Below are 22,014 nucleotides of genomic sequence, written 5' to 3' on the forward strand. Positions count from 1 at the left end.
CGCTCTGTGTCCCGCCCGATTCTACATGGAAAACAATTTGCGACCGCCTCGCGCAGTCGTGCGTATGAAAGTCCGTATCGGCGAGGGCGCGAGCGACGACGAAGCGAACGCCATCGCCCGAGCGCTGGCGACGCACCTCCGAACCGACGTGGCGGTCCACGTCGGCGACGGCGACGACCCGGTCGCGGAAGCGACGACTCCGGCCGACGCGTACCCCATCGACGACGACCTCGAACCCGGCGAGCGGGAGGCGGCCCTGCGCGCCGAGATAGAGACCATTCTCGGCGGCGGCCCGGAGAAGTACAAGGAACGGCTGCCCGAGCAGGGGAAACTGTTCGTCCGCGACCGACTCGACCTCTGGTTCGGTAGCGAGTACGGTGACGGTGAGAGCGGAATCAAGTTCGAGGACGGCAAGTTCGCCGCCTTCGACGAGTGGCACCCCGACAGCCCCGAGGTCGAGGAAGAAGACCCCGGCAACCGTCTCCCCGGCGACGGCCTGCTCACCGGCGCGGCCGAATTCGAGGGCCGCGACCTCCACTTCATGGCGAACGACTTCACCGTCAAGGCGGGGAGCATGGCCCGCCTCGGCGTCGAGAAGTTCCTCCGGATGCAGCAGCGCGCGCTGAAGTCGGGAAAGCCGGTACTCTACCTGATGGACTCCTCCGGCGGGCGCATCGACCAGCAGACCGGTTTCTTCGCCAACCGCGAGGGCATCGGGAAGTACTACTACAACCACTCGATGCTGTCGGGCTACGTCCCCCAGATCTGCGTGCTTTACGGCCCGTGTATCGCCGGAGCGGCGTACACGCCCGTCTTCGCCGACTTCACCATCATGGTCGAGGAGATGTCGGCGATGGCCATCGCGTCGCCGCGGATGGTGAAGATGGTCACCGGCGAGGAGATTTCGATGCAGGACCTCGGCGGTCCCGAGGTTCACGCGAAACACTCCGGCAGCGCCGACCTGGTCGCCCGTGACGAAGAACACGCTCGCGAACTCGTCTCCGACCTCCTGACCTACCTCCCGAACAAGGCGGGCGAGAAACCGCCGCGAAGCGAACCTAAACCACCCAAGTTCAGCCCCGAGGGTATCGACGAACTCATCCCCGAGGCTCCGAACCGCGCGTACGACGTGCTCGACCTGATAGAACGCGTCGCCGACGCGGAGTCGGTGTTCGAGATCAAACCCGCTTACGGCCCCGAAATCGTCACGGCGTTCGTCCGCATCGACGGCCGACCGGTCGGCGTCGTCGCCAACCAACCGACCGAACGCTCGGGGGCCATCTTCCCCGACGCCGCCGAAAAGGCCGCGGAGTTCATCTGGACCTGCGACGCCTACGAGATTCCGCTGCTCTACCTCTGCGACACGCCGGGCTTCATGGCCGGGTCGCAGGTCGAGAAGGACGCGATTCTGGAGAAGGGGAAGAAGTTCATCTACGCCACGTCGTCGGCGACGGTTCCCAAACAGACAGTCGTCGTCCGCAAGGCGTACGGCGCGGGTATCTACGCGATGGGTGGTCCCGCCTACGACCCAGAGAGCGTCATCGGTCTCCCCTCGGGCGAAATCGGCATCATGGGTCCCGAAGCCGCCATCAACGCGGTCTATCGGAACAAACTCGACGCCATCGAGGACCCCGAAGAACGGAAGAAGCAAACCGAGGAACTCCGTGAGGAGTACCGCCGCGACATCGACATCCACCGCATGGCGAGCGAAGTTGTCGTCGACGAAATCGTGCCGCCGAGCGACCTCCGCCGGGAACTCGTCAACCGGTTCGAGTTCTACGCCGACGTGCAGAAAGAGCTCCCGGACAAGAAGCACGGCACCGTGCTATAATCTCTCGTTACTGCCGAACGCCGCCGCGTAGGCGGCCCGTTCCGGATTTTCGACGACAGGGCACCACACGTTCCGTCTCAGTAGTGTGTCGTTTGTCCCGAGTACGCTGCGGATTACCAAGGCTCATTCTCCCGTCTCCGAGAGCAATGAGCAGAGAGGACGTGAGCGGCCTCGGGGCCGCCGGAGCGAACGGAACCGTCGCGACGCACTCACCGATACCGACACTCGCGCGGTTCGAACCGCATCTCTGGGCGTTCGCGCTGCTCGGGTTCGCACTCGACGTCGGACTGACCGCCTACGGCCTCTCGCTGGGACTCGCGGAGATGAACCCGCTCGCACGGACGCTGATGGAGACGATCGGCGTCATCGAAGCGATGCTCCTGTTGAAGACGTTCTCGCTCGCTGTCGCTCTCGTCGGCTGGAAGATACTGCCGGCGGTGTATCGGTTCGTCGTCCCCGCCGGACTCTCGCTGCCGACGTGGGTCGCCGTCGGCATCAACGGTTCGCTCATCATCTCGCTGCTCTGAGGGCGACTTGTCCGCACCCTCCGTCTTTCCCGCATCTTTTCGAGTGAAAACGGGACCATGCCCGACCGTGACGTGACCGTCACCGCGGTTCGGACGAGGCGGGTGTGCGGCCATCCGACCGCGGCGCGACGAAGAGGGCCGCCTGTTCGCCACTCCCCCCGATGGCTCGTTACGACTCGTCTGACTCGGGTCGCTTCAGCGACAGTACTGTTCGCTCGAACTCGCAGACCAACTCCTCCTCTCGCTGCTCGTCGCCGACGACGAACGCCTCGACGTGCATCGTCACGACGCCGCGTTCGCCGTCGCTCGTCTCGCGTTTCTCCGTCACCGTCGACTGCGCGCGAATGGTGTCGCCGTGGAACACCGGCGCTGGATGAGAGACATCGTCGTACGAGAGGTTCGCCACAATGGTACCGTCGGTGGTCTCGGGAATCGAGACACCGACGGCGAGGCTCATCGTGTAGAGGCCGTTGACGAGGCGTTCGCCGAACTGGGTGTCGGCGGCGAACGCCGCGTCGAGGTGCAGCGGCTGTTGGTTCATCGTCATGTCGCAGAAGCGCTGGTTGTCGCTCTCGCTCACGGTTCGGCGTGTCGCGTGTTCGATGGTCTCGCCGACCTCGAACTCCTCGTAGTAGCGGCCAGTCATGGTCGCGGCGTCGCCCGGTCGGCGCAAAATCCTACCGGTCGATGCCTCGATTCTCCCGTCGACCGTCGCCGCAATATCTGACCCGACCAAAAGCCATTAACAAAAATTATATTGGTCGGAGCGGAAACCCAGACGAATGCTCTGGAGACGCTCTTCGTCGGCGAGCACTCCGGACCGGTCGCACCGAGAGTGTGCGATTGCGAAACACAGTCACGAGAGAGTCATCTATGGCAGCTAACGCGACATCGAAGGTCGAGGAGGAATCGGAGTCGGCGGTCCAGACCGCCCGCAGGCAGTTGGAGCGAGCGGCGGCTCACACCGACGTCGATTCGGGTATCATCGAGCGCCTGTCGCATCCCGACAAGGTTCACCGAGTGTCGATTCCGCTTCGACGCGACGACGGCTCGCTGGAGGTGTTCACCGGCTACCGCGCCCAGCACGACAACGTCCGGGGACCGTTCAAGGGCGGCCTGCGCTATCATCCCGACGTGAGCGCAGAGGAGTGCGTCGGGCTCTCCATGTGGATGACGTGGAAGTGCGCCGTGATGGACATCCCCTTCGGCGGCGGGAAAGGCGGCATCGTCGTCAACTCGAAGACGCTCAGCGACGAGGAGAAGGAGCGACTCACGCGTCGCTTCGCCGAGGAACTCCGCGACATGATCGGCCCGATGCACGACATCCCCGCGCCCGACATGGGGACTGACCCGCAGACGATGGCGTGGTTCATGGACGCCTACTCGATGCAGGAGGGGGAGACGACGCCGGGTGTCGTCACCGGCAAACCGCCGGTCATCGGTGGCAGCCACGGCCGCGAGGAGTCGCCTGGTCGCAGCGTCGGCATCATCGCCCGCGAGGCCATCGATTACTACGGCTGGGACCCCGCGGAGACGACCGTTGCCGTGCAGGGATTCGGCAGCGTCGGTGCGAACGCGGCGCGTTACCTCGACGACCTCGGCGCGAAGATCGTCGCCGTCAGCGACGTCGACGGCGCGATATACGACTCCGACGGACTCGACACCAAGGACGTGGAGGGCCACGACGAGAAACCCGGCATGGTGTCGGGCTACGACGCGCCGGAGACGCTCAGTAACGGTGACCTCCTGGAACTCGACGTCGACATCCTCATCCCCGCGGCCATCGGCAACGTTCTCACCGCCGACAACGCCAACCAAGTGCGAGCGGAGATGATCGTCGAGGGGGCGAACGGTCCGACGACCTCGGCGGCCGACGCTATCTTCGAGGAGCGCGGCGTTCCGGTGATCCCGGACATCCTCGCGAACGCCGGCGGCGTCACCGTCTCGTACTTCGAGTGGCTCCAAGACATCAACCGCCGCGCGTGGCCGCTCGAACGCGTCAACGATGAACTGGAGGCCGAGATGCTGAAGGCGTGGCGCGCCGTCCGCACGGAGGTCGACGAACGGAACGTCACGTGGCGCGACGCCGCGTACATCGTCGCACTCACGCGCGTCGCGGAGGCTCACGAGGCGCGCGGACTCTGGCCGTAGCATCCGCGCCCCGTCGGTTCGTCGCCTCCGGGCCGAAACACGAAACCGCCCGAAGTTAAACCGTCACCCCACGTCAGGCCAACCATGACCCGACGCAGCGTGCTCTTCTCGCCGGGTGACCGTCCGGAACTCATGCGGAAAGCGCCGACGAGCGACGCCGACACCGTCGTGTTCGACCTCGAAGACGCCGTCTCGCCGGAGCGGAAGGCCGACGCGCGCGAGGCGATTCGAGACGTGCTCTCGGACCCCGAGTTCGACCCCGACGCCGAGGTCTGCGTCCGCCTCAGCGGCGTCGATCTCGAAGCCGACCTCGACCGACTCCTCGTCGACGAGGCTCGACTCGACGCCGTGATGCTCCCGAAAGTCGCGTCGGCGTCGGAGGTCGACCGAGCGGCCGACCTGGTCGACGAGCGCGGCTGGAGCCTCCCGGTGCTCGCGCTCGTCGAGAGCGCAGCGGGCGTCCTCGCGGCCGAAGAGATCGCTGCCGCGAACGCGACCGACGCGCTGGCGTTCGGAGCAGAGGACCTCGCCGCCGACATCGGTGCGACGCGGACCGAGGAGGCGACCGAGGTGCTCTACGCCCGCCAGCACGTCGTTCTCGCGGCTGGCGCGGCCGGCGTCGACGCGCTCGACATGGTGTACACCGACTTCCAGGACCCCGAGGGGCTGGCCGAGGAGACGTCGTTCGGGCTCACCCTCGGCTACGACGGCAAACTGGTCATCCATCCCGCCCAGGTACCGGTCGTCAACGACGCGTTCACGCCGAGCGACGAGCAGATCGAATGGGCGCAGAAGGTCGTTTCGGCCAAGGAGCGAGCCGACGACGCGGGTCGCGGCGTCTTCCAGGTCGACGGCGAGATGATAGACGGGCCGCTCGTCGCACAGGCCGAGCGTGTCGTCGCGCGGGCGGCGGCGGCGGGAAAACTGTAACCGTGCGTATCAGTGGCGATTGCTGTGGCTTCGGCAAGCTTTAATCGCTCTCCGAGACGTGTCTCAGAGCATATGTCTGAAGAGGCCAATCCGTTCGAGAGTCTGCAGGAACAGGTCGACGACGCGGCCGAGTTTCTGGACGTATCGCCGGACGTGCTCGAACGGCTGAAGAACCCCGAACGCGTGTTGGAGACGAACCTCTCGGTGGAGATGGACGACGGTCGACTCGAACTGTTCCGCGCCTATCGCTCGCAGTTCAACGGCGACCGTGGGCCGTACAAAGGAGGGATTCGCTACCATCCGGGCGTCTCGCGCGACGAGGTGAAGGCGCTCTCGGGGTGGATGGTGTACAAGACGGCCGTCGTCGACATCCCCTACGGCGGGGGCAAAGGCGGCATCGTCATCGATCCCGACAGGTACAGCGAGAGCGAACTCGAACGAGTGACGCGCTCGTTCGCGAAGGAACTTCGTCCGTTCATCGGCGAAGACAAGGACGTCCCCGCGCCCGACGTCAACACCGGCCAGCGGGAGATGAACTGGATAAAGGACACCTACGAGACACTGGAGAACACGACGGCCCCCGGCGTCATCACCGGCAAAGCGCTCGACTCCGGCGGCAGCGAGGGCCGCGTCGAAGCGACCGGTCGCTCGACGATGCTCACCGCCCGTGAGGCGTTCGACTACCTCGGCAAGGAGATGGAGGGAGCAACAGTCGCGGTACAGGGGTACGGCAACGCCGGCTCTATCGCCGCGTACCTCATCGAGGACCTCGGCGCGAGCATCGTCGCCGCCTCCGACTCCAGCGGGGCCATCTACAACCCGGACGGCTTCGACGCGCGGGCGGCCAAGGAGCACAAAGCCGAGACGGGGAGTCTCAGCGACTTCGACGGAGCGAGCGAGAAGATGACGAACGAGGACCTGCTGACGCTCGACGTGGACCTCCTCGTCCCCGCGGCGCTCGAAAACGCCATCGACGGCGACCTCGCCCACGACGTCCAGGCGGACGTCGTCGTCGAAGCGGCCAACGGCCCGTTGACGCCCGAAGCCGACGACGTTCTGACCGACCGCGACGTGGCCGTCTTCCCCGACATCCTCGCCAACGCGGGCGGCGTCACCGTCTCCTACTTCGAGTGGGTCCAGAACCGCCAGCGGTTCCACTGGTCCGAAGAGCGTGTCAACGACGAACTGGAGACGGTCATCGTCGACGCCTTCGAGGATCTCGTCGACGCCTACGAGTCCAACGACGTGCCGAACTTCCGCACCGCGGCGTACGTCGTCGCCATCCAGCGCGTCGTCGACACCTACGAACAGGGCGGCAACTGGCCGTAGACGGTCGCTGACTTCTCCCACCGCTCTCGCTTCGAGCCGCAGCATATACCATCGACCTCGGCCTACTGGCAGCCATGTCCGGTTCCCCAGGTTGGCTCCGCCGTCACAGCCTCGGTATCACCTTCCTCGCCCTCGTTGTCGTCAGTGTCTCCCTTCTGGGCGTCGTCGGCCTCGGCGCACTCGTCGCGCTGGCGTCGCTCGGTCAACCGCTCGGCGCGTTCGCGGCCGCACTATTCCCGTGGGCCGCCGGTGCCGTCGTCCTCACGGTGTTGACCGTCGTCTTCGGGTTCCTCTTCGCCTGGTCGCTCGTCCGACGGGCGCGCCTCCGTCGCGACGAACGCCTCCGTCGGCGACAGAGACGGCTTCGCGCCGTCGCCGCGGAAGCCGAAGCCCGAAACGGCTGGCTCGCGTCGCTGAACCTCTCCTCGCGGCTCGGCCCGGACGAATCGAAGGAAGACCGCATCGAGGCGCTCAAGCGACGGTACGCCTCCGGGGAACTCTCGGAGGCGGAGTTCGAGCACCGCCTCGACCGCCTCATGGACGACGGAGGCGACCGCCGCCCCCGGGCCCGAAACGACGAACGCGAGACCGAACGCCTTCGAAACTACTGACGCATCCCACCGTCGCCGGCGACGCCCGTCGGGCGATGCACGAAATTGTATAGTTATCCGTGTCACGTTCCCGATTGATTCAAGTCGCTGCACTACCCGCTGATACGTGATGCGTCAGGACCACCTCATCTCGGCGGCGAATCTGTCGCGGGAGGGTATCGAGGCGGTGCTCGACCGGGCGGCGGCCATCGACGCCGACCCGGCGGCGTACCGTCAGCGGCACGCGGGAGCGGTGCTCGCGCTCTGCTTCTTCGAACCGAGTACGCGCACGAAGATGAGCTTCGACACCGCGATGAAACGCCTCGGCGGCACCACCGTCGACATGGGTACCGTCGAGTCCTCGTCGGTCAAGAAGGGCGAGACACTCGCCGACACCGTTCGGGTCGTCGAGGGCTACGCCGACGCCATCGTCCTCCGCCACCCCTCCGAGGGTGCGGCGAAGATGGCCTCGGAGTTCGTCGACGTTCCGCTCGTGAACGCGGGCGACGGCGCGGGCCAGCACCCGAGTCAGACGCTCCTCGACCTCTACACCATCCGCGAGCGAGCGGGTCTCGACGACCTCTCGGTCGGTATCATGGGCGACCTCAAGTACGGCCGGACGGTCCACTCGCTCGCACACGCGCTGACGAACTTCGACGTCCGCCAGCACTTCATCAGCCCCGAGAGCCTCCGTCTGCCACGGAACGTCCGGTTCGACCTGCACGAATCGGGCGCGCAGGTCCGCGAGCACACGGAACTCGACGCGGTGCTCCCCGAACTCGACGTGCTGTACGTCACGCGCATCCAGCGCGAGCGCTTCCCCGACGAGAACGAGTACCGCGCCATCGCCGGCGAGTACCGAATCGACGAGGAGACGCTTGCGGCCGCCCGCGACGACCTGAGCGTGATGCACCCGCTGCCGCGCGTCGACGAGATTGCACCCGAAGTCGACGAAACCGAGTACGCGACGTACTTCCAGCAGGCGCACAACGGGATTCCGGTCCGGATGGCGCTTTTGGACGGTCTGTTGACGCGGGCGAAGGGAGGAAAGCGATGAGCGACCACGAACTCCGCGTCTCGAAGATTCGAAACGGGACCGTCATCGACCACGTCGCCGCCGGGCAGGCGCTGAACGTCCTCGCCATCCTCGGCATCGACGGCTCCGCCGGGGAGGGCGTCAGCATCGGGATGAACGTCCCGAGCGACCGCCTCGGCCGTAAGGACATCGTGAAGGTCGAAGACCGCGAGTTGAGTCAGTCCGAGGTCGAAGTGCTGTCGCTTATCGCGCCGGAGGCGAGCATCAACATCATCCGCGACTACGACGTCGTCGAGAAGAGTCGGGTCGACCGCCCCGAGAGCGTCGTCGGGTTGCTCTCCTGTCCAAACCGCAACTGTATCACCAACGACGACGAACCGATCGCCTCGAAGTTCACCGTCGTCGACGACGGGGTACGCTGTACCTACTGCGAGAACATCGTCCGCGACGACATCGCCGACCACCTCGACGTACAGACGTAGCGCGTCTGAACGGCGGCGGCGCGCCCAGTTCGATGCGTTCGGCTCGTTCGGGGCTCTCACCGACTCTCGAAGCCGCCGACGAGGCCGAGACGGGGAGTTTGGTCACAATACCTTTGTACTCCCCCAATGTACGCGATGCCATGTCCGGCAAGGCAAAATTCGTACTCGCACTGGCGATGCTGACGCTCGTCTACGTTCTCGTATCGAGCGGTGCAGAGCCCGTCGAAGTCGAAGTCGAGGCGTAACGCCCCGACTCTCGGCTCCCGAGTCTCACGACACGTCAGACGAGTGAGTCGGTTCACTCGTCGTTCGGTCAGTTCACTCGTCGTCGAACCGCCGCGCTGTCGTCGGGTCGACGCCGAGCTGTCCGAGCAGACCGAGCATATCCCAGCAGGCGTACGTCTCCGCTATCTTTCCGTCTTCGAGGCGGTGTATCACGATGCCGCCGATTTCGAACTGCTCGCCGGTCGGTTCGAGACCCATGAACGCGCCGTCGTGAGTGCCTCGTTCGGTCGCTCGAACGACCGCGTAGTCGTTGACGACGAGCAGTTCGTCGACGTCGACGCGCACGTCGCTGAACGCTCGTTTGAACCCCTCGATGAAGTCGACGAACGCTCGGCGACCCGTCATATCGGGGTTCGGACCCATCTCGTGGCGGACGTAGTTCTCGGTGAGTAGTTCGTCTGCGACGTCGTAGTCGCCGTCGCCCACCAGCTCGTCGAAGAACCGCCTGACAGTCCGCTCGTTTCGCTTCTCCCGGTCGATGTTCTGTGCCATCTTCGTCACCTCGTTCGCAGAGTGTCAGTAGGTCGCACGCGGGGATGAGCGTTCTCGCAGGTCGTCGAGACTGTTCGCCGCCACGGCCGTACCGCGACGCCGTTGGGGACGCCGGAACGAACGACTTAGGGCGCGCCGTCGCCAACCGGCGAGCATGTACGGGGTCGTCACGCGCAACGCCGAGGAAGTCGAGTGGCCGGACTTCGACGCCGGGTTCTACGAGGTCAAGGACGTCACGGGTCGCGCGGCCGCGCCGCTTTCGAACGCGGTCAACATGGTCTCCTGTTTCGGTGACAACGCCGCCGCCGACGAGAATCCCGACCTCGTGCCGGTGAGCGAGTCGGGCGAACCCGCCACCCGCGACCGGACGTACTTCGACTGGGCGTACATCTGCCCGACGAACGAGAAGTACCGGGAGGGACTGCTCGAAATCATCGGGGACTGCGCCGCCGAGAACGACGACGTCCGCCTCGACGACGTGGGCTTCCCCCGCGAGGGGTACTGCCGCTGCGAGCGCTGCGAGCGCGAGTACAGAGAGAGCGAGTTCGACGACTGGTTCGACTGGCGCGCATCGGTCATCACCGAGTTCGTCGCCGAGGCCGCCGACCGCATCCCCGGGAAGACGTATCTCACCCTCTACCCCGACCCGTATCCGGAACACCTCTACAAACGCGCTGGACTCGACGTCGACACGCTGGGCGAGTACGTCGACGAGTTCGTCGTCCCGCTGTACGACATCCACTACGGGACGACGTACTGGCTCGAAACCATCGCGAAGGGGTTTCAGAGCCGGCTCAACTGGACGCCGGACGGCGCCGCGCCGCCCTCCGGCGAGGGCGACGGGTCGGGGACTCCGTTCTCCGTCGAGCTCTACGCCGTCAACGTCGACGTCGACGACCTCATCCACGCGACGGAAGTCGCCGAAGCCTACACGAACGACGTGTTCTTCGGGTACGACGCGAGCAACGCGGCCGCGGCGGTGCGCCGCAAGCGCGCCGACGCCCGCGAGGGCGTCACCCACGGCGACGAGTGAGACGATCCGTCGACGATGCTCACAGCGGACCGTAGCTTATCGCCCAGACGACGGCGATTCCCAGAAGCGTCACGAACACCGCGAACGCAGCGAGCGCGAGCAGGAGACGACCGGTCGCTTCTCTCGACTCTGCCATGCCCACCCTCGGCACCCGACCGGCTTAGTTCGCGCGCCCGAACTGACTGCATCGGGTCGCGCACTCGGACCGAATCCGACCGCTCCCTCGACAGAACGACTTTGTTCGTCCACGACTCACGTTAGCTAGAGCCATGGCATCCGAACAGACCGCACGCTCGCGGTGTCTCAACTGCGGGTTCGAGGCGCCGTCCGGAGGGTCACAGTGGGACCGAATCGACGTGCCGCGACTGGGTGAGATGACGCGCTGTCCGGAGTGCGGGTCGACGAACGTGATGAGCGGCAGGTAGACGGCGTGCGCGGCGTCGGAACCGCGTCGAGTCGATAGTCGGTGTGATTCGATTCGAAGCGGCCGGGTGTTAGTGTAATTCAGACGTCATTATCCCGGTCGACTGTCTACTCCGGAACAGAGAAACGCCGCGAGGCCGGTCGCTACGGGGAGTACGCCGCCGCCACGGGGTCATCAGGTACTGTATGGATACTATCCAGTAAGGACACACATACAGAGTTTGAATAACCGCTTTACCGATACATTCTACATGAGCACCCACGAGTCGAGTCGAGAGTCGATAGTCGTACCTGCGATAAGCGCGCCGAGCAGCGTCAGTTTCGTCAGGTCGCTCGGCCGTCGGGGAGTTCGACCGATAGCGGTCTCAGAACGCGAGACCGCCTCGGGATTTGCGTCCCGGTATACCGCGGAGAGCCACGTCGTCGCCTCACCCGAGGAGAGCCTGCCGGAGTACGAGGACGCGCTGCTCTCGCTCGCGAAGCGGCCGGACGTGCGAACGCTCGTCCCGATGCGGGAGGCGGACGTGCTCGCGCTGGCGAGACGTCGCGAGGAGTTCGCCGAGCACGTCTCGACGCTGTGGCCGTCGTTCGAGCAACTCCGGACAGTCCACGACCGCCGTCGGCTCGTCGACGCCGCCGCCGACGCGGGTGTGAACGCCCCCGAGACGGAACTGTTGAGTGAGGTCGACGACTGGGACCGAAACCGCATCGTGAAGGGTCGGTACTCGGTGTTGACCCACGAGTACGAACCGTCGGTTCCGCCGCGGAAGCTGCTCGACCCCGGAGCGACGAGATACCTCGAAGCGGGGACCGAACCGGACGTCGCGTCGATTCGCGGCGAGATGCGACACGACCCCATCGCACAGGAGTTCGTCGACGGCGACGAGTACGCGCTGTGGGCGCTCTACGAGGACGGCGATCCCGTCGCCACGTGTCAGAAACACCAGCTTCGCGGCTGGAACTACGCGGGCGGCACGAGCGTCTATCGCCGGACGGTTCGCATCCCCGAGTTGGAGCGGGCCGGACGCGCGCTGCTAGATGAGTTGGACTGGCACGGCTTCGCCTCGGTGCAGTTCAAACGCGACGTCGACGGCGGCGAGTTCACGTTGATGGAGATAAATCCGCGCGTCTGGGTGTCGCTCCCGTGTTCGGTTCGCGCCGGGGCCGACTTCCCGCTGTACTTCTGGCGGACGGCCATCGGCGAACCCGTCGACATCGACCCCGACAACGCATACGAGGAGGACGTCGCGACGCATCTCCTCCGCGGCGAGGCGGCGTACCTCACGAGCGTCCTCTCGAAGAACGAGTCGTTCGTCGACCCGCCGACGCTCGCCGCCACCGCCGCCGGGATGGCGAAGTCGATGTACCGACCGAAACACGGCGGCATCGATTACCTGAGCGCCGACGACCCACTGCCGTTCGTTCGCGGTGCGCTCAACGTCTCGCTCGGGCAGATGAAGAACGCGCTGTGAGCGCGTCGGCGTCGTTCTCGGGGTCCGACGCCGCTACTCGCCGCGGAACTCCGGCGACCGCTTCCCCACAAACGACTCCACTCCCTCGGCGTGGTCGGCCGTCTCGAACACCGCCGACTGCGCGCCCGCCTCGTTGGCGATAGCCGACGAGAGCGACAGTTCCCACCCCTGATCAAGCAACCGCTTCGAGGTCCGGAGCGCGACTGTCGGCCCCGAAGCGATCTTCTCGACGAACGCGTCGACTCGCTCGTCGAACTCCCCGTCCGGATAGACGTGGTTGACGAGGCCGAGGTCGAGCGCCCTGTCGGCGTCGAGCAACTCGCCGGTGAAGACGAGTTCCTTCGCGACGTTGTCGCCGACGATTCGCGGCAGCAGATAGGAGGTCCCGGAGTCGACGGCCAGACCGACCTGCCGGAAGCCGAAGCCAATGCGCGCTTCCTCGCTCATCAGTTGGACGTCGCAGGCGATGGCGACGTTCGCGCCCGCGCCGACGGCGACGCCCGCTATCTTCGCCACCGTGGGAAACTCGCACTCGGCGAGCCGCTGGACGCACCGTCCCGTGTTCTGTACGATGTGTCTGACCGTCTCGTCTAGCGTCCATCCCCCCGACTGCAGTTCCATCATCGCGTTCACGTCGCCGCCCGCCGAGAACGACCCCTCGGTGCCGGTGACGACGACGCAGCGGGTGTCGCCGCCTTCCAACTCGTCGAGCGCGTCGACGATACCGTCGGCGACGTCGGCGGTGAGCGCGTTCCGCAGGCCCGGATTGTTCAGCGTGATAGTGGCGACGCCGGTCTCCTCGTCTCTGTCGAGGCGCACGGCGTCGCTGTTCGAATCGGCCTCAGTCATCCGACGCCCCGGCCTCCGCGTCGCCGACGAGTTCGAACTTCTGGACCTTTCCGGTCGTCGTCCGCGGGAGTTCGTCGACGAACTCGACCTCGCGAGGGTGTTTGTACTCCGCGAGGTTCGAGAGGCAGTACTCGCGGATCTCGTCTGCGGTCACGTCTGCACCCGGCGCGCGGACGACGAACGCTTTCACCGTCTCGCCGCGGCGGTCGTCGGGAATCCCGACGACGGCGGCGTCGGCGACGGCGTCGTGCTCGAACAGTAGCTCCTCGACCTCGCGCGGGTAGACGTTGTAGCCAGCGGTGTTTATCATGTGTTTGGCGCGGTCGACGACGTAGAAGAAGCCGTCCTCGTCGTGGTAACCGATGTCGCCGGTGTGGAACCAGCGTTTTCCGGAAGAGCCCTGCTCTTCCGACGCCCCGCTCGCTTCGCTCTCGGGGCTCCCCTCGCGTTCGGTGAACACCTCCGCGTTCGCGTCGGGCAGATTGTAGTAGCCCTTCATCACGTTCGGGCCGCTGACGACGAGCTCGCCCGTTATGTCGTCCAAATCCACCTCGTCTTCGTCGACCGGTCCCTCCGCGACGGGGTCGACTTCCTCGAACTCGTCGGTGACGATTCGCGCGTCGATACCGGGGAGCGCCTTTCCGATACTGCCGACCCGGCGACCGTCTTTGGGGCTGTTGAAGTGGGTGACGGGACTGGTCTCGGTGAGGCCGTAGCCCTCGTAGATCTTGACCGGGTAGAGCTCCTCGAATCTGCGGAGCACTTCGCCGGGGATCCCTGCGCCGCCGACGCCGCAGAGCCGGAGCGACGAGAGGTTGAACTCCTCGGCGTTGGGCTGGTTGATGACGTCGTTGTACATCGCAGGGACGCCGTGCATCAGCGTGAGTTCCTCGTCGGCGACGAGCGACATCGCCTCCTGTGCGTCCCACGACGGCAGCGGGTAGTACGCGCCGCCGCCGAACAGCGTCGCGTTCATTACGACGGTCATGCCGTAGATGTGAAACAGGGGTAAGACTCCCAACTGCTTGTCGTCGGCGCGGATCCCGTCGGGGACGATAGCGATGGACTGCTCGGCGTTCGACGCGAGGTTGTGGTGCGTCAAGAGGACGCCCTTCGGTCGCCCCGTCGTCCCCGACGTGTACGGCTGGACGGCCTCGTCGTCGTCGCCGCGGTCGACCGTCTCGAACGCCGGGTCCCCACAGAACGCCTCGAACGACGTCGCGTCCGCGGACTCGCCGCCGACGCCGACGACGTGTTCGACGTCCGTCTCGTCTTTGACCTCCTCGACGAACGGCACGAGGTCCGAAAGCGCGACGACGATCTTCGCGCCGCTATCGGCCAAGAGGTGGCCGATTTCGCGGGCTTTGTACTGCGGGTTCATCGGGACGACGACGCCGCCCGCTCGGAGCGTGCCGTGGAACGCGACGACGAACTGGGGGAGATTCGGCAGGTAGATGGCGACGCGGTCGCCCTCGCCGACGCCCGCCTCGGCGAGTCCGGAGGCGAACGCCCCGGTCTGCCCCCAGAACTCCCGATAGCTCACGTCGCTGCCTTTGAAACTCACCGCGAGGTTCTCGGGGTGCTCCTCCACCGTCTCGGCGATGTGTGTTACTAAATTTGTCATGTGCCACCTCACCACATGTCCGCCGTCGCTAAAAGGTTTGTTTCGAACGACGATGATAGACCGGCGACGGCTAGCGATTTTCGCGCCAGTCGTCTGCTCAGTCCCACAGGCGGTGGTCGAACGCGTCGCCGGCGACGCCCGAACCCTCGGGGACCGCGATTTCTCCGTCGGTCACCGGGACCGGGTCGTCGACGAGATCCTCGGCCAGCAGATCGCCGGTAGCGAGGCCGCACGGCGGAATCCCGGGAATCGCGGCGGCGACGTGGACGGCGGCCGCGCGAGCGACGGCGGCGTCGACGGTGGTCGTGACGACCGGGGTGACCCCGCTCCGCCGGAGATACTGCGCGAGCGACAGCGTCGGTCCCGGTCCGCCGAGCGCCATCGGTTTTAGAACCACCACGTCGGCGTGCTCGCGGAGGTTCGTCGGCATCGACACCGACGAGTCGTACAGCGTCTCGTCGAGGGCGATGCCGACGCCGCGACCCCGGAGTTCGGCATGGCCGTGGAGGTCGTCGGAGGCGAGCGGCTGTTCGACGTACGCGAAGTCGAGGTCGGCGAGGAGTTCGACCGCCGTCTCGGCCGTCTCGCGGTCCCACGCGCCGTTGGCGTCGGCCCTGAGGACGACGTCGTCGCCGACGGCCTCCCGAACCGCGCGGAGTCGCCTCTCGTCCGCTCCGAGCGGCCGTGCACCGACTTTCAGTTTGAGACAGCCGAAACCATCTTCGACCGCGACTTCGGCCGCGGAGACGGTTTCGTCGACCGTCCCGTCGCCGACGGTGGCGTTGACCGGGACCGTCGTCGGTCGGTCGTCGCCGCCGCGTCGCGTCTCGAATCGGTCGGCGAGCCAGTCGTGGAGTGCGACGCCTCGGTTGCGCGCCGCGGCGTCGGCCTCGGCGAGGCTCACCGCGTGGCGGGCCGCCGGTCCGAGCGCCTCCACGTCGAATCCCCATCCGTCACTCGCCGCGGTTCGCATCTCCGCGAGTCCGTCGTGACAGTCGGCGTACGGCTCGGTCCACCCCGGTAGCGGCGTCGCCTCGCCGACGCCTCGCGCTCCGGTTCCGCGGTCGACGCCGACGAGGAAGCCGCGGCGTTCGCGTATCTCACCCTTCGCCGTGCCGAGCGGTTCTCGGAGACGGAGCGAGAACGGGTCGACTCTCACACCCCGCATCTCACACCACGGGTCCGACGGCCACCCCGGCGGCGAATACGATGGCGTAGGCCGCCAGCAGTTTGCCTGTCTGTTCGAGCGCCGGGTTCAGTTTCTCGCCTCCGGTCTCCGTGAGGACGGTACGGGTCAACCGGACCGCCAGCGGCAACGTGAAAAGCGGTAGGAGCACCGTCCACGCGTAGTCCGCCACCAGCCAGAAGGACACCGGCACGGCGTAGGCCAGCACGAACATCGCGACGTACTCCGCCCGCGCGAAGCCGTAACCGTAGCGGACCGCGAGCGTTCGCTTGCCCGTCGTCGCGTCCTCCTCTCTATCTCGTACGTTGTTGACGACGAGGATGTTCGTCGAGATGGCCGCGATGGGAAGCGAGGCGATGAGCACTTCCAGTGGGACGGTTCCGGCCGGAATCCCGACCGCGAGCGGGTCGGCGAGAACCGACGCGGCCTGAACGTAGTAGGTGCCCGTGACGGCGACGAGGCCGAAGAAGACGAAGACGAACACGTCACCCAACCCGTGGTAGCCGAGCGGGTACGGGCCGCCGGTGTAGGCGATGCCGCTGGCCACGGAGAGCAGACCGATGACGAGGATGGGGACGCCGCCGACGTAGACGAGGTACGTCCCGAGGAGGATGGCGACGGCGAAGGTGAGGTACATCGCCCGCTTGACCTCCTCGGGGTCGATGAGACCGCCCGCCGTCACGCGGGTGAACCCCTCGCGCGCTTCGGTGTCCGCGCCCTGAATCGCGTCGTAGTAGTCGTTGGCGAAGTTCGTCCCGATCTGGATGAGCGCCGCGCCGACGAGCGCGGCGACGGCGGGCCAGAAGGCGAACACCGAGTCGTGAAGCGCGAGGCCGACACCGACGACGACCGGTGCGGCGGCCGCCGGCAGCGTCTGCGGCCGCGCCGCGATGACCCACGCCTTCCGGCGCGAGATGTTCTGCGTACTCATTACCGTTATCACAGGGCTACGGTGTCGTCAAATTTGGCATGTCGTGCCGCTGCGACGTACGCCTTCGACGCTCCGGCGGAGAACGCTGCCGCCGCTCCGACGCGCACGTGCGTTCGCCAAAAGAGCGATCGTCCGTAACGGGACGGGGCACGACGCCTCGCGCGGCGTTACATCAACCAGTCGGCGAGCCAGGCGACGATACCGATGGCGAGGAGCAGGATGCCGAACATCGACGTCGCCGGTTCGGGGAAGAAGAACAGCACGACCCCGGCGATGATGAGCAACGAGATCAGGCCCTCGTCCCACCAGCTCCCGTCGTCTTCGGTGGTCGACTCCGCCGTCGTTTCCTCCGTGTACTCGTCGTCGTTCCGAGCCATGTGTCCATTGGCCACATCCACGAAGTTAGTAGTTGGCTACTTTCTCCGTCTCCGCGACGGAAAACAACACGAAGGTCGGTACCGATTTCGGCGTCGACGACGGGAACATCGAGCGAGCGGCGTGGTTCGACGAACTGCCCGAGGAGACGTTCGACCGGGAGTTCGCAGAGACGGTGCTGAACAGGGTTTAGGAGCCGTAAAGCCGAGCAGAACGGTAGTGTCCGCGCGAGCGGCGAAGCCGCGAGCGCGGTTCACCGGTCGCGCACGTCGTGACCGGCCTTTTTGGTGCAGATTTTTGCGCCGAGCGGGTCGCGCCGTGCGCGACCCCGAGGCGTAAAAAGGTGCGTCTAGTAGAACCAGGGATACTTCGAGAACTCGGGCTCTCGCTTCTCCAAGAACGCATCCCGGCCCTCCGCGGCCTCGTCGGTCATGTAGCCGAGTCGCGTCGCCTCACCCGCGAACACCTGCTGGCCGACCATCCCGTCGTCGATGGCGTTGAACGCGAACTTCAGCATCCGAATCGCCATCGGACTCTTCGAGGTAATCTCTTCGGCCCACTCGAACGCCACGTCCTCCAGGTCGGCGTGCGGAATCGCCTCGTTGGCCATCCCCATCTCGACGGCCTCCTCCGCGGAGTACGTCTTCCCGCGGAAGAAAATCTCGCGGGCTTTCTTCTGGCCGACCTGCCGGGCGAGGTAGGCGGAACCGAACCCGCCGTCGAAGGAGGCGACGTCCGGGTCGGTCTGGAGGAACTTCGCGTGTTCCTCGGAAGCGAGCGTCAAATCGCAGACGACGTGCAGCGAGTGGCCGCCGCCGACGGCCCACCCCGGGACGACGGCGATGACGGGTTTGGGCATGAAGCGGATGAGCCGCTGGACTTCGAGAATGTGTAGACGACCCGCCTTCGCTTTCTTGACCGCGGGGTCGTCGTCTTCTGCGGCCTCGTCGTCGTCGCGGTACTCGTAGCCCGACCCGCCGCGGACCGACTGGTCGCCGCCGGAGCAGAACGCCCACCCGCCGTCCTTCTCGGAGGGGCCGTTGCCCGTGAGGAGCACACAGCCGATGTCGGCCTGTTTTCGGGCGTGGTCGAGCGCCGCGTGGAGTTCGTCGACGGTTCCCGGCCGAAAGGCGTTGCGAACCTCGGGGCGGTCGAAGGCGATGCGGACGACGGGCGCGTCGACCGCGCGGTGATACGTGATGTCCGAGAAATCGGTCGAGACGACCTCCCAACGGTCTGGGTCGAAGAGCTCCGAAACCATACTGAACGCGGGGTCGGAGCCGCGAAAAAAGTTCCCGTCGGGCGGTCGGTGCGGCCGGGTTCCGGCTGTTCCGCAGGGTCACGAGCTCGCCGTTCTGAACCGATGGACGGCGTGACACGCCCGCAGTAGCGCGGCGACGGCCAACGGTGGCAGTACGGCGGCGGCGACGACGCCGACGAGATCGCCGGAGACTGCACCGACGCCGACCCGCGGACCCGATGGAAGCGCTGGAAGGAGTGCGAGGCTAGTCGTCGCCCAGAGCGCCACGTTGTATCCGGCGGTTCGGATGCCAGCTAACGCGTACGAGCGCGGGGGCCACGCGGGACCGACATCGAACCAGTCACCGCGGAACGCGCTCACCGACACGGCGAGCGAGACGAAGGCGACGCCGAAGAGGAAGACGACGTCGGCGGCGGCGAAGAGCGGCTGCCCCGCCGTGACCGAGAGTACCCAGAACATGGCGGGTATCGTCAGTATCGCCACCGCTCCACCCCCGTCGAAGAGGGCTTCGAGGACGCGGTCGTAGCCGTCCGACTCCTCGCGCGGGCGAAGCTGTCGCTGCTCGGTCGAGGGGTCGGTACCGCGGCGCGGTGGACTCATACGATGTCGTTCGACTCGGAACGTCTAAAATCCCCTCTCCGACGCATCAGTCGCGGAGGCCCACCAACGGTCCGGTCGGACTCGTCAACCACGCGACGGCGACGAGCGCCGCCGCGGTGACGATTCCCAGTAGAATCTCCTGGACGACGACGAACGAGTACGCCAGCACCAGCACGGCGAGGACGGCCGTGACGGCGGCGCGGGTTGACGAGAATGCGTTGGAGAGCGCCCCCTCCCCAAGAAACTCGCCGACGAACCATCCCACGAGGTAGACGATAGTACCGGCGAGTACACCGAATAGTGGTCGCTGTGCGATGACGACGAAGTAGACGACGATAACCCCGACGAACAGCCACGTCGGAACGTTCCACGCGTTGGAGGGCATCGACCGATCACTCTCGTCGACCCGTCAAAAATTCGACGGTGCCGGCGTCAGTCGAGTCCCGCGACGCGTTCGACGACCCGCTCGTGGAGCGCCTCTCGTGTCCGGTGGCTCTCCTCGGCGTCAGTCCGAACTTCGATAGCCTGCGTGCCATCGCTCGCGACGGAGTCGGCGTACGCCTCGCGGAACTCCGCTCGTCCCTCGACGCGCTCGAAATCGAGGCCGTAGAGGTCGCCGGTCGCCCGGAAGTCGAGGCCGTGCGGCGTCTTGAACTGCGAGGTAAAGGGCGGGTCGTACTCCTCGATGGGGAGCATGTGGAAGATGCCGCCGCCGTCGTTGTTGACGAGGACGACTGTCGCGTCGACTTCACACCGGCCGAGCGCCAGCAGCCCGTTCATGTCGTGATAGTACGCGAGGTCGCCGAGCACGAGCGTCAGCGGGTCGGTCGTCGCGCTCCCCGCGCCGAGCGCCGTCGAGACGATGCCGTCGATGCCCGACGCGCCGCGGTTGCCGAGCGGCGTAACGTTCTTCTCGGAGGGGCGTGCGAAGCGGTCGAGGTCGCGGACGGGCATGCTGTTGGAGACGAACAGCGTCGACGGGTCCGGCGCGAGGTCGGCCACATCTTCCAGAATCTTGCCCTCGAACAGCTCCTCGGTCCCGTCGACGGTCTCCCAGTGCTCGCGGTCGGCCGCGACCCACCGCTCTCGCCACGCGGAACTGTCGGGACCGGAGACGAGACGGGCGACGTGGGCGGCGAGGCGTGAGGGATCGGCGACGACGAGGTCCGAGGCCGTGAACTCGGCTTCCCGCCACTCGGCGGCGGGGTCGACGACCAACTGTCGGGCGTCGGTCCGGGCGAGGTACTTTCTGAGCGGTTTCGAGGTGGGTGATGCACCGATACGGAGGACGACCTCGGGGTCGGGCCAGTCGGCGACGGCCTCGGCGTCGAGGAAGCCGTCGTACCCGCCGACGACTGGCGTCGTGCGGACGTGGCCGCCGAACCGGAAGCCGGAGAGCGGGTCGGCCAGAATCGGGAATCCGGTGCCGTGCGAGAGGACGGCCATCGCCTCGGAGTCGACGCCCGGAGGGTCCGCGGGTCCGGCGACGACGAGTCCGCGTTCAACCGAGAGCGCCTCGGCGACCTGCCGGAGTTCCCGGTCGTCTAGCTGCGGCACGCCGCGAGTCGTCTGGACGTACGCACCGTCGTTGCTGCCGCCGCTGCGGTCGCCGCCACCGTCGCGACCACGAGCGCCCAGCGACGAGAGGCCGACGGGCACGTCGCCGTCGACCGGGATTGGCTCTAAGGGTTTTCGGAACGGGACGTTGAGGTGGACCGGTCCGGAGGGCGTCCCCGTCGCCTGCGCCAGCGCGCGGTGCGCCGTCGTTCGGAGACCGCGGAGTTTTCTGTCGGTCGCCTCGGGCTCGGGGAGGTCCTTGTACCATCGGACCGAATCGCCGTAGAGCTTCTCCTGGTCGATGGTCTGGTTCGCCCCCGAGTCACGGAGTTCCGGCGGACGGTCGGCGGTCAACACGAGCATCGGGACGCGCGCCTGCGACGCCTCGACGACGGCGGGATGGAAGTTCGCGGCGGCGGTGCCGGAGGTACAGACGAGCGGCGTCACATCGCCGGTTCGTCGCGCCCGGCCGAGCGCGAAGTACGCCGCCGAGCGTTCGTCGAGGTGCGAGAAGACGTGGATCTCGTCGTGCCGGGCGAACGCGACGGTCAGCGGCGTCGAGCGACTTCCCGGCGCGATGCAGGCGGCGGAGACGCCCGCCTCGGCGAGTTCGTCGACGAGCACGCGCGCCCACAGCGTGTTTCGGTTCGGCGCGGTCATCGTTCGGACGTTGGCGCGCGTCGCCAAATAGGCGACGTGATTGCCTCGCGTCTGCTCCACCGTTGCGGGGGTCGCCGCTCGCTCAAGAGACCTATAACGGACCACGCCAACGAGCGACCGTGACCGACGAACACGCCCTCGTCGAACGGCACGATATCGACTCGGAAGACCAGTTAGACCGCGAAATTCTCCATCTCGTTCGCCGGCTTCGACGTGAGGGGTACACGCTGCGAGAGATCGTCCCCCGACTCCGTCGGAAGGCGGACTCCGACGCCGAGTTCGCCGAGGAGTACGACAAGTGGGACTACACGCCCTCGGAGTCCGGTCGTGCCGTCGTCGACGACGAGTGACGACGGCGCGACTGGAAACTCGAACCCACTGTCCTGCCGA

Annotated in this window: 24 protein-coding genes; 13 read left to right on the forward strand and 11 right to left on the reverse strand. The window is 66.4% G+C overall.

Annotated features, from left to right (window positions below; all coding sequences use genetic code 11):
* The first annotated feature begins 64 nt into the window (after positions 1-64).
* Both LAQ74_RS07300 and LAQ74_RS07305 read left to right on the forward strand, forming a co-directional pair.
* Positions 65-1,831 (forward strand): acyl-CoA carboxylase subunit beta, encoded by a 1,767-nt coding sequence (locus tag LAQ74_RS07300; RefSeq protein WP_224336549.1) that lies wholly within the window; start codon positions 65-67, stop codon positions 1,829-1,831.
* Between the two features lie 146 nt (positions 1,832-1,977).
* Positions 1,978-2,358: a DUF5658 family protein gene (locus LAQ74_RS07305; protein WP_224336552.1), complete on the forward strand. Its 381-nt coding sequence runs from the start codon at positions 1,978-1,980 to the stop codon at positions 2,356-2,358.
* Between the two features lie 169 nt (positions 2,359-2,527).
* On the opposite strand, the gene LAQ74_RS07310 is transcribed toward LAQ74_RS07305, so the two are convergent.
* Complete coding sequence (locus LAQ74_RS07310) at positions 2,528-3,004, reverse strand: MaoC family dehydratase (RefSeq protein WP_224336554.1); 477 nt, start codon at positions 3,002-3,004, stop codon at positions 2,528-2,530.
* 227 nt (positions 3,005-3,231) lie between these two features.
* Between LAQ74_RS07310 and gdhB the strand changes: the two genes are divergently transcribed.
* From gdhB to pyrI, 6 genes are all read left to right on the forward strand, one after another.
* Positions 3,232-4,509, forward strand: a complete 1,278-nt coding sequence (gene gdhB, locus LAQ74_RS07315; protein ID WP_224336556.1) for a glutamate dehydrogenase GdhB — start codon at positions 3,232-3,234, stop codon at positions 4,507-4,509.
* 84 nt (positions 4,510-4,593) lie between these two features.
* On the forward strand, positions 4,594-5,439 hold the full coding sequence (locus LAQ74_RS07320; RefSeq protein ID WP_224336559.1) for an HpcH/HpaI aldolase/citrate lyase family protein: 846 nt from the start codon (positions 4,594-4,596) through the stop codon (positions 5,437-5,439).
* 72 nt (positions 5,440-5,511) lie between these two features.
* A complete protein-coding gene (locus tag LAQ74_RS07325) occupies positions 5,512-6,768 on the forward strand; it encodes a Glu/Leu/Phe/Val family dehydrogenase (protein ID WP_224336565.1) in 1,257 nt (418 codons plus the stop codon).
* A 74-nt stretch (positions 6,769-6,842) separates the two neighbouring features.
* Complete coding sequence (locus LAQ74_RS07330) at positions 6,843-7,379, forward strand: SHOCT domain-containing protein (protein WP_224336567.1); 537 nt, start codon at positions 6,843-6,845, stop codon at positions 7,377-7,379.
* Positions 7,380-7,488: 109 nt separating this feature from the next.
* The gene (pyrB, locus tag LAQ74_RS07335) at positions 7,489-8,415 is read left to right on the forward strand and encodes an aspartate carbamoyltransferase (protein ID WP_224336569.1); all 927 of its coding nucleotides are present in this window, start codon (positions 7,489-7,491) and stop codon (positions 8,413-8,415) included.
* Complete coding sequence (pyrI, locus tag LAQ74_RS07340) at positions 8,412-8,876, forward strand: aspartate carbamoyltransferase regulatory subunit (RefSeq protein ID WP_224336570.1); 465 nt, start codon at positions 8,412-8,414, stop codon at positions 8,874-8,876. Before pyrB ends, pyrI begins: the two co-directional genes overlap by 4 nt.
* Before the next feature lie 318 nt (positions 8,877-9,194).
* On the opposite strand, the gene LAQ74_RS07345 is transcribed toward pyrI, so the two are convergent.
* The gene (locus tag LAQ74_RS07345; protein ID WP_224336573.1) at positions 9,195-9,653 is read right to left on the reverse strand and encodes an ester cyclase; all 459 of its coding nucleotides are present in this window, start codon (positions 9,651-9,653) and stop codon (positions 9,195-9,197) included.
* Between the two features lie 154 nt (positions 9,654-9,807).
* Between LAQ74_RS07345 and LAQ74_RS07350 the strand changes: the two genes are divergently transcribed.
* The 3 genes from LAQ74_RS07350 to LAQ74_RS07360 all read left to right on the forward strand — a co-directional run bounded on the left by LAQ74_RS07350 (position 9,808) and on the right by LAQ74_RS07360 (position 12,581).
* Entirely contained in the window at positions 9,808-10,686 is an 879-nt protein-coding gene (locus LAQ74_RS07350; RefSeq protein ID WP_224336575.1) for a hypothetical protein, read from the forward strand.
* Between the two features lie 269 nt (positions 10,687-10,955).
* Positions 10,956-11,111, forward strand: a complete 156-nt coding sequence (locus LAQ74_RS07355; protein ID WP_224336588.1) for an anaerobic ribonucleoside-triphosphate reductase — start codon at positions 10,956-10,958, stop codon at positions 11,109-11,111.
* 249 nt (positions 11,112-11,360) lie between these two features.
* Entirely contained in the window at positions 11,361-12,581 is a 1,221-nt protein-coding gene (locus tag LAQ74_RS07360; RefSeq protein ID WP_224336591.1) for a carboxylate--amine ligase, read from the forward strand.
* A gap of 33 nt (positions 12,582-12,614) precedes the next feature.
* On the opposite strand, the gene LAQ74_RS07365 is transcribed toward LAQ74_RS07360, so the two are convergent.
* From LAQ74_RS07365 to LAQ74_RS07385, 5 genes are all read right to left on the reverse strand, one after another.
* The gene (locus tag LAQ74_RS07365; RefSeq protein WP_224336593.1) at positions 12,615-13,430 is read right to left on the reverse strand and encodes an enoyl-CoA hydratase/isomerase family protein; all 816 of its coding nucleotides are present in this window, start codon (positions 13,428-13,430) and stop codon (positions 12,615-12,617) included.
* Positions 13,423-15,054: a long-chain-fatty-acid--CoA ligase gene (locus LAQ74_RS07370; RefSeq protein ID WP_224336596.1), complete on the reverse strand. Its 1,632-nt coding sequence runs from the start codon at positions 15,052-15,054 to the stop codon at positions 13,423-13,425. The genes LAQ74_RS07365 and LAQ74_RS07370 overlap by 8 nt, the downstream gene beginning before the upstream one ends.
* Before the next feature lie 97 nt (positions 15,055-15,151).
* Positions 15,152-16,222, reverse strand: coding sequence for a mandelate racemase/muconate lactonizing enzyme family protein (locus LAQ74_RS07375; protein ID WP_224336598.1), 1,071 nt, complete (start codon positions 16,220-16,222; stop codon positions 15,152-15,154).
* A 1-nt stretch (position 16,223) separates the two neighbouring features.
* Positions 16,224-17,171: a 1,4-dihydroxy-2-naphthoate polyprenyltransferase gene (locus LAQ74_RS07380; protein WP_224336600.1), complete on the reverse strand. Its 948-nt coding sequence runs from the start codon at positions 17,169-17,171 to the stop codon at positions 16,224-16,226.
* 167 nt (positions 17,172-17,338) lie between these two features.
* On the reverse strand, positions 17,339-17,548 hold the full coding sequence (locus tag LAQ74_RS07385) for a hypothetical protein (RefSeq protein WP_224336602.1): 210 nt from the start codon (positions 17,546-17,548) through the stop codon (positions 17,339-17,341).
* Between the two features lie 32 nt (positions 17,549-17,580).
* Here LAQ74_RS07385 and LAQ74_RS07390 point away from each other — a divergent pair, with 32 nt between their 5' ends.
* Positions 17,581-17,739, forward strand: coding sequence for a hypothetical protein (locus LAQ74_RS07390; protein ID WP_224336605.1), 159 nt, complete (start codon positions 17,581-17,583; stop codon positions 17,737-17,739).
* A gap of 156 nt (positions 17,740-17,895) precedes the next feature.
* Here the strand turns inward: LAQ74_RS07390 and LAQ74_RS07395 are convergent, their stop codons facing one another.
* From LAQ74_RS07395 to menD, 4 genes are all read right to left on the reverse strand, one after another.
* The gene (locus LAQ74_RS07395) at positions 17,896-18,807 is read right to left on the reverse strand and encodes a 1,4-dihydroxy-2-naphthoyl-CoA synthase (protein WP_224336608.1); all 912 of its coding nucleotides are present in this window, start codon (positions 18,805-18,807) and stop codon (positions 17,896-17,898) included.
* Between the two features lie 78 nt (positions 18,808-18,885).
* A complete protein-coding gene (locus LAQ74_RS07400; protein WP_224336610.1) occupies positions 18,886-19,407 on the reverse strand; it encodes a DUF8215 family protein in 522 nt (173 codons plus the stop codon).
* Positions 19,408-19,453: 46 nt separating this feature from the next.
* Positions 19,454-19,792, reverse strand: a complete 339-nt coding sequence (locus LAQ74_RS07405) for a hypothetical protein (protein ID WP_224336613.1) — start codon at positions 19,790-19,792, stop codon at positions 19,454-19,456.
* 47 nt (positions 19,793-19,839) lie between these two features.
* Positions 19,840-21,624 (reverse strand): 2-succinyl-5-enolpyruvyl-6-hydroxy-3-cyclohexene-1-carboxylic-acid synthase, encoded by a 1,785-nt coding sequence (menD, locus tag LAQ74_RS07410; protein WP_224337185.1) that lies wholly within the window; start codon positions 21,622-21,624, stop codon positions 19,840-19,842.
* Positions 21,625-21,743: 119 nt separating this feature from the next.
* Between menD and LAQ74_RS07415 the strand changes: the two genes are divergently transcribed.
* Positions 21,744-21,974, forward strand: coding sequence for a hypothetical protein (locus LAQ74_RS07415; protein ID WP_224336616.1), 231 nt, complete (start codon positions 21,744-21,746; stop codon positions 21,972-21,974).
* The last annotated feature ends 40 nt before the right edge of the window (positions 21,975-22,014 follow it).

It is taken from the genome of Haloprofundus halobius (assembly GCF_020097835.1).
In the GTDB taxonomy this organism is placed as follows: Archaea; Halobacteriota; Halobacteria; order Halobacteriales; family Haloferacaceae; genus Haloprofundus; species Haloprofundus halobius.

Bases quoted from the DNA above. Each gene is read 5' to 3' on its own strand.
- LAQ74_RS07300 (WP_224336549.1), top strand. From the start codon at position 65: ATGAAAGTCCGTATCGGCGAGGGCGCGAGCGACGACGAAGCGAACGCC.
- LAQ74_RS07305 (WP_224336552.1), top strand. From the start codon at position 1,978: ATGAGCAGAGAGGACGTGAGCGGCCTCGGGGCCGCCGGAGCGAACGGA.
- LAQ74_RS07310 (WP_224336554.1), bottom strand. From the start codon at position 3,004: ATGACTGGCCGCTACTACGAGGAGTTCGAGGTCGGCGAGACCATCGAA.
- gdhB (WP_224336556.1), top strand. From the start codon at position 3,232: ATGGCAGCTAACGCGACATCGAAGGTCGAGGAGGAATCGGAGTCGGCG.
- LAQ74_RS07320 (WP_224336559.1), top strand. From the start codon at position 4,594: ATGACCCGACGCAGCGTGCTCTTCTCGCCGGGTGACCGTCCGGAACTC.
- LAQ74_RS07325 (WP_224336565.1), top strand. From the start codon at position 5,512: ATGTCTGAAGAGGCCAATCCGTTCGAGAGTCTGCAGGAACAGGTCGAC.
- LAQ74_RS07330 (WP_224336567.1), top strand. From the start codon at position 6,843: ATGTCCGGTTCCCCAGGTTGGCTCCGCCGTCACAGCCTCGGTATCACC.
- pyrB (WP_224336569.1), top strand. From the start codon at position 7,489: ATGCGTCAGGACCACCTCATCTCGGCGGCGAATCTGTCGCGGGAGGGT.
- pyrI (WP_224336570.1), top strand. From the start codon at position 8,412: ATGAGCGACCACGAACTCCGCGTCTCGAAGATTCGAAACGGGACCGTC.
- LAQ74_RS07345 (WP_224336573.1), bottom strand. From the start codon at position 9,653: ATGGCACAGAACATCGACCGGGAGAAGCGAAACGAGCGGACTGTCAGG.
- LAQ74_RS07350 (WP_224336575.1), top strand. From the start codon at position 9,808: ATGTACGGGGTCGTCACGCGCAACGCCGAGGAAGTCGAGTGGCCGGAC.
- LAQ74_RS07355 (WP_224336588.1), top strand. From the start codon at position 10,956: ATGGCATCCGAACAGACCGCACGCTCGCGGTGTCTCAACTGCGGGTTC.
- LAQ74_RS07360 (WP_224336591.1), top strand. From the start codon at position 11,361: ATGAGCACCCACGAGTCGAGTCGAGAGTCGATAGTCGTACCTGCGATA.
- LAQ74_RS07365 (WP_224336593.1), bottom strand. From the start codon at position 13,430: ATGACTGAGGCCGATTCGAACAGCGACGCCGTGCGCCTCGACAGAGAC.
- LAQ74_RS07370 (WP_224336596.1), bottom strand. From the start codon at position 15,054: ATGACAAATTTAGTAACACACATCGCCGAGACGGTGGAGGAGCACCCC.
- LAQ74_RS07375 (WP_224336598.1), bottom strand. From the start codon at position 16,222: ATGCGGGGTGTGAGAGTCGACCCGTTCTCGCTCCGTCTCCGAGAACCG.
- LAQ74_RS07380 (WP_224336600.1), bottom strand. From the start codon at position 17,171: ATGAGTACGCAGAACATCTCGCGCCGGAAGGCGTGGGTCATCGCGGCG.
- LAQ74_RS07385 (WP_224336602.1), bottom strand. From the start codon at position 17,548: ATGGCTCGGAACGACGACGAGTACACGGAGGAAACGACGGCGGAGTCG.
- LAQ74_RS07395 (WP_224336608.1), bottom strand. From the start codon at position 18,807: ATGGTTTCGGAGCTCTTCGACCCAGACCGTTGGGAGGTCGTCTCGACC.
- LAQ74_RS07400 (WP_224336610.1), bottom strand. From the start codon at position 19,407: ATGAGTCCACCGCGCCGCGGTACCGACCCCTCGACCGAGCAGCGACAG.
- LAQ74_RS07405 (WP_224336613.1), bottom strand. From the start codon at position 19,792: ATGCCCTCCAACGCGTGGAACGTTCCGACGTGGCTGTTCGTCGGGGTT.
- menD (WP_224337185.1), bottom strand. From the start codon at position 21,624: ATGACCGCGCCGAACCGAAACACGCTGTGGGCGCGCGTGCTCGTCGAC.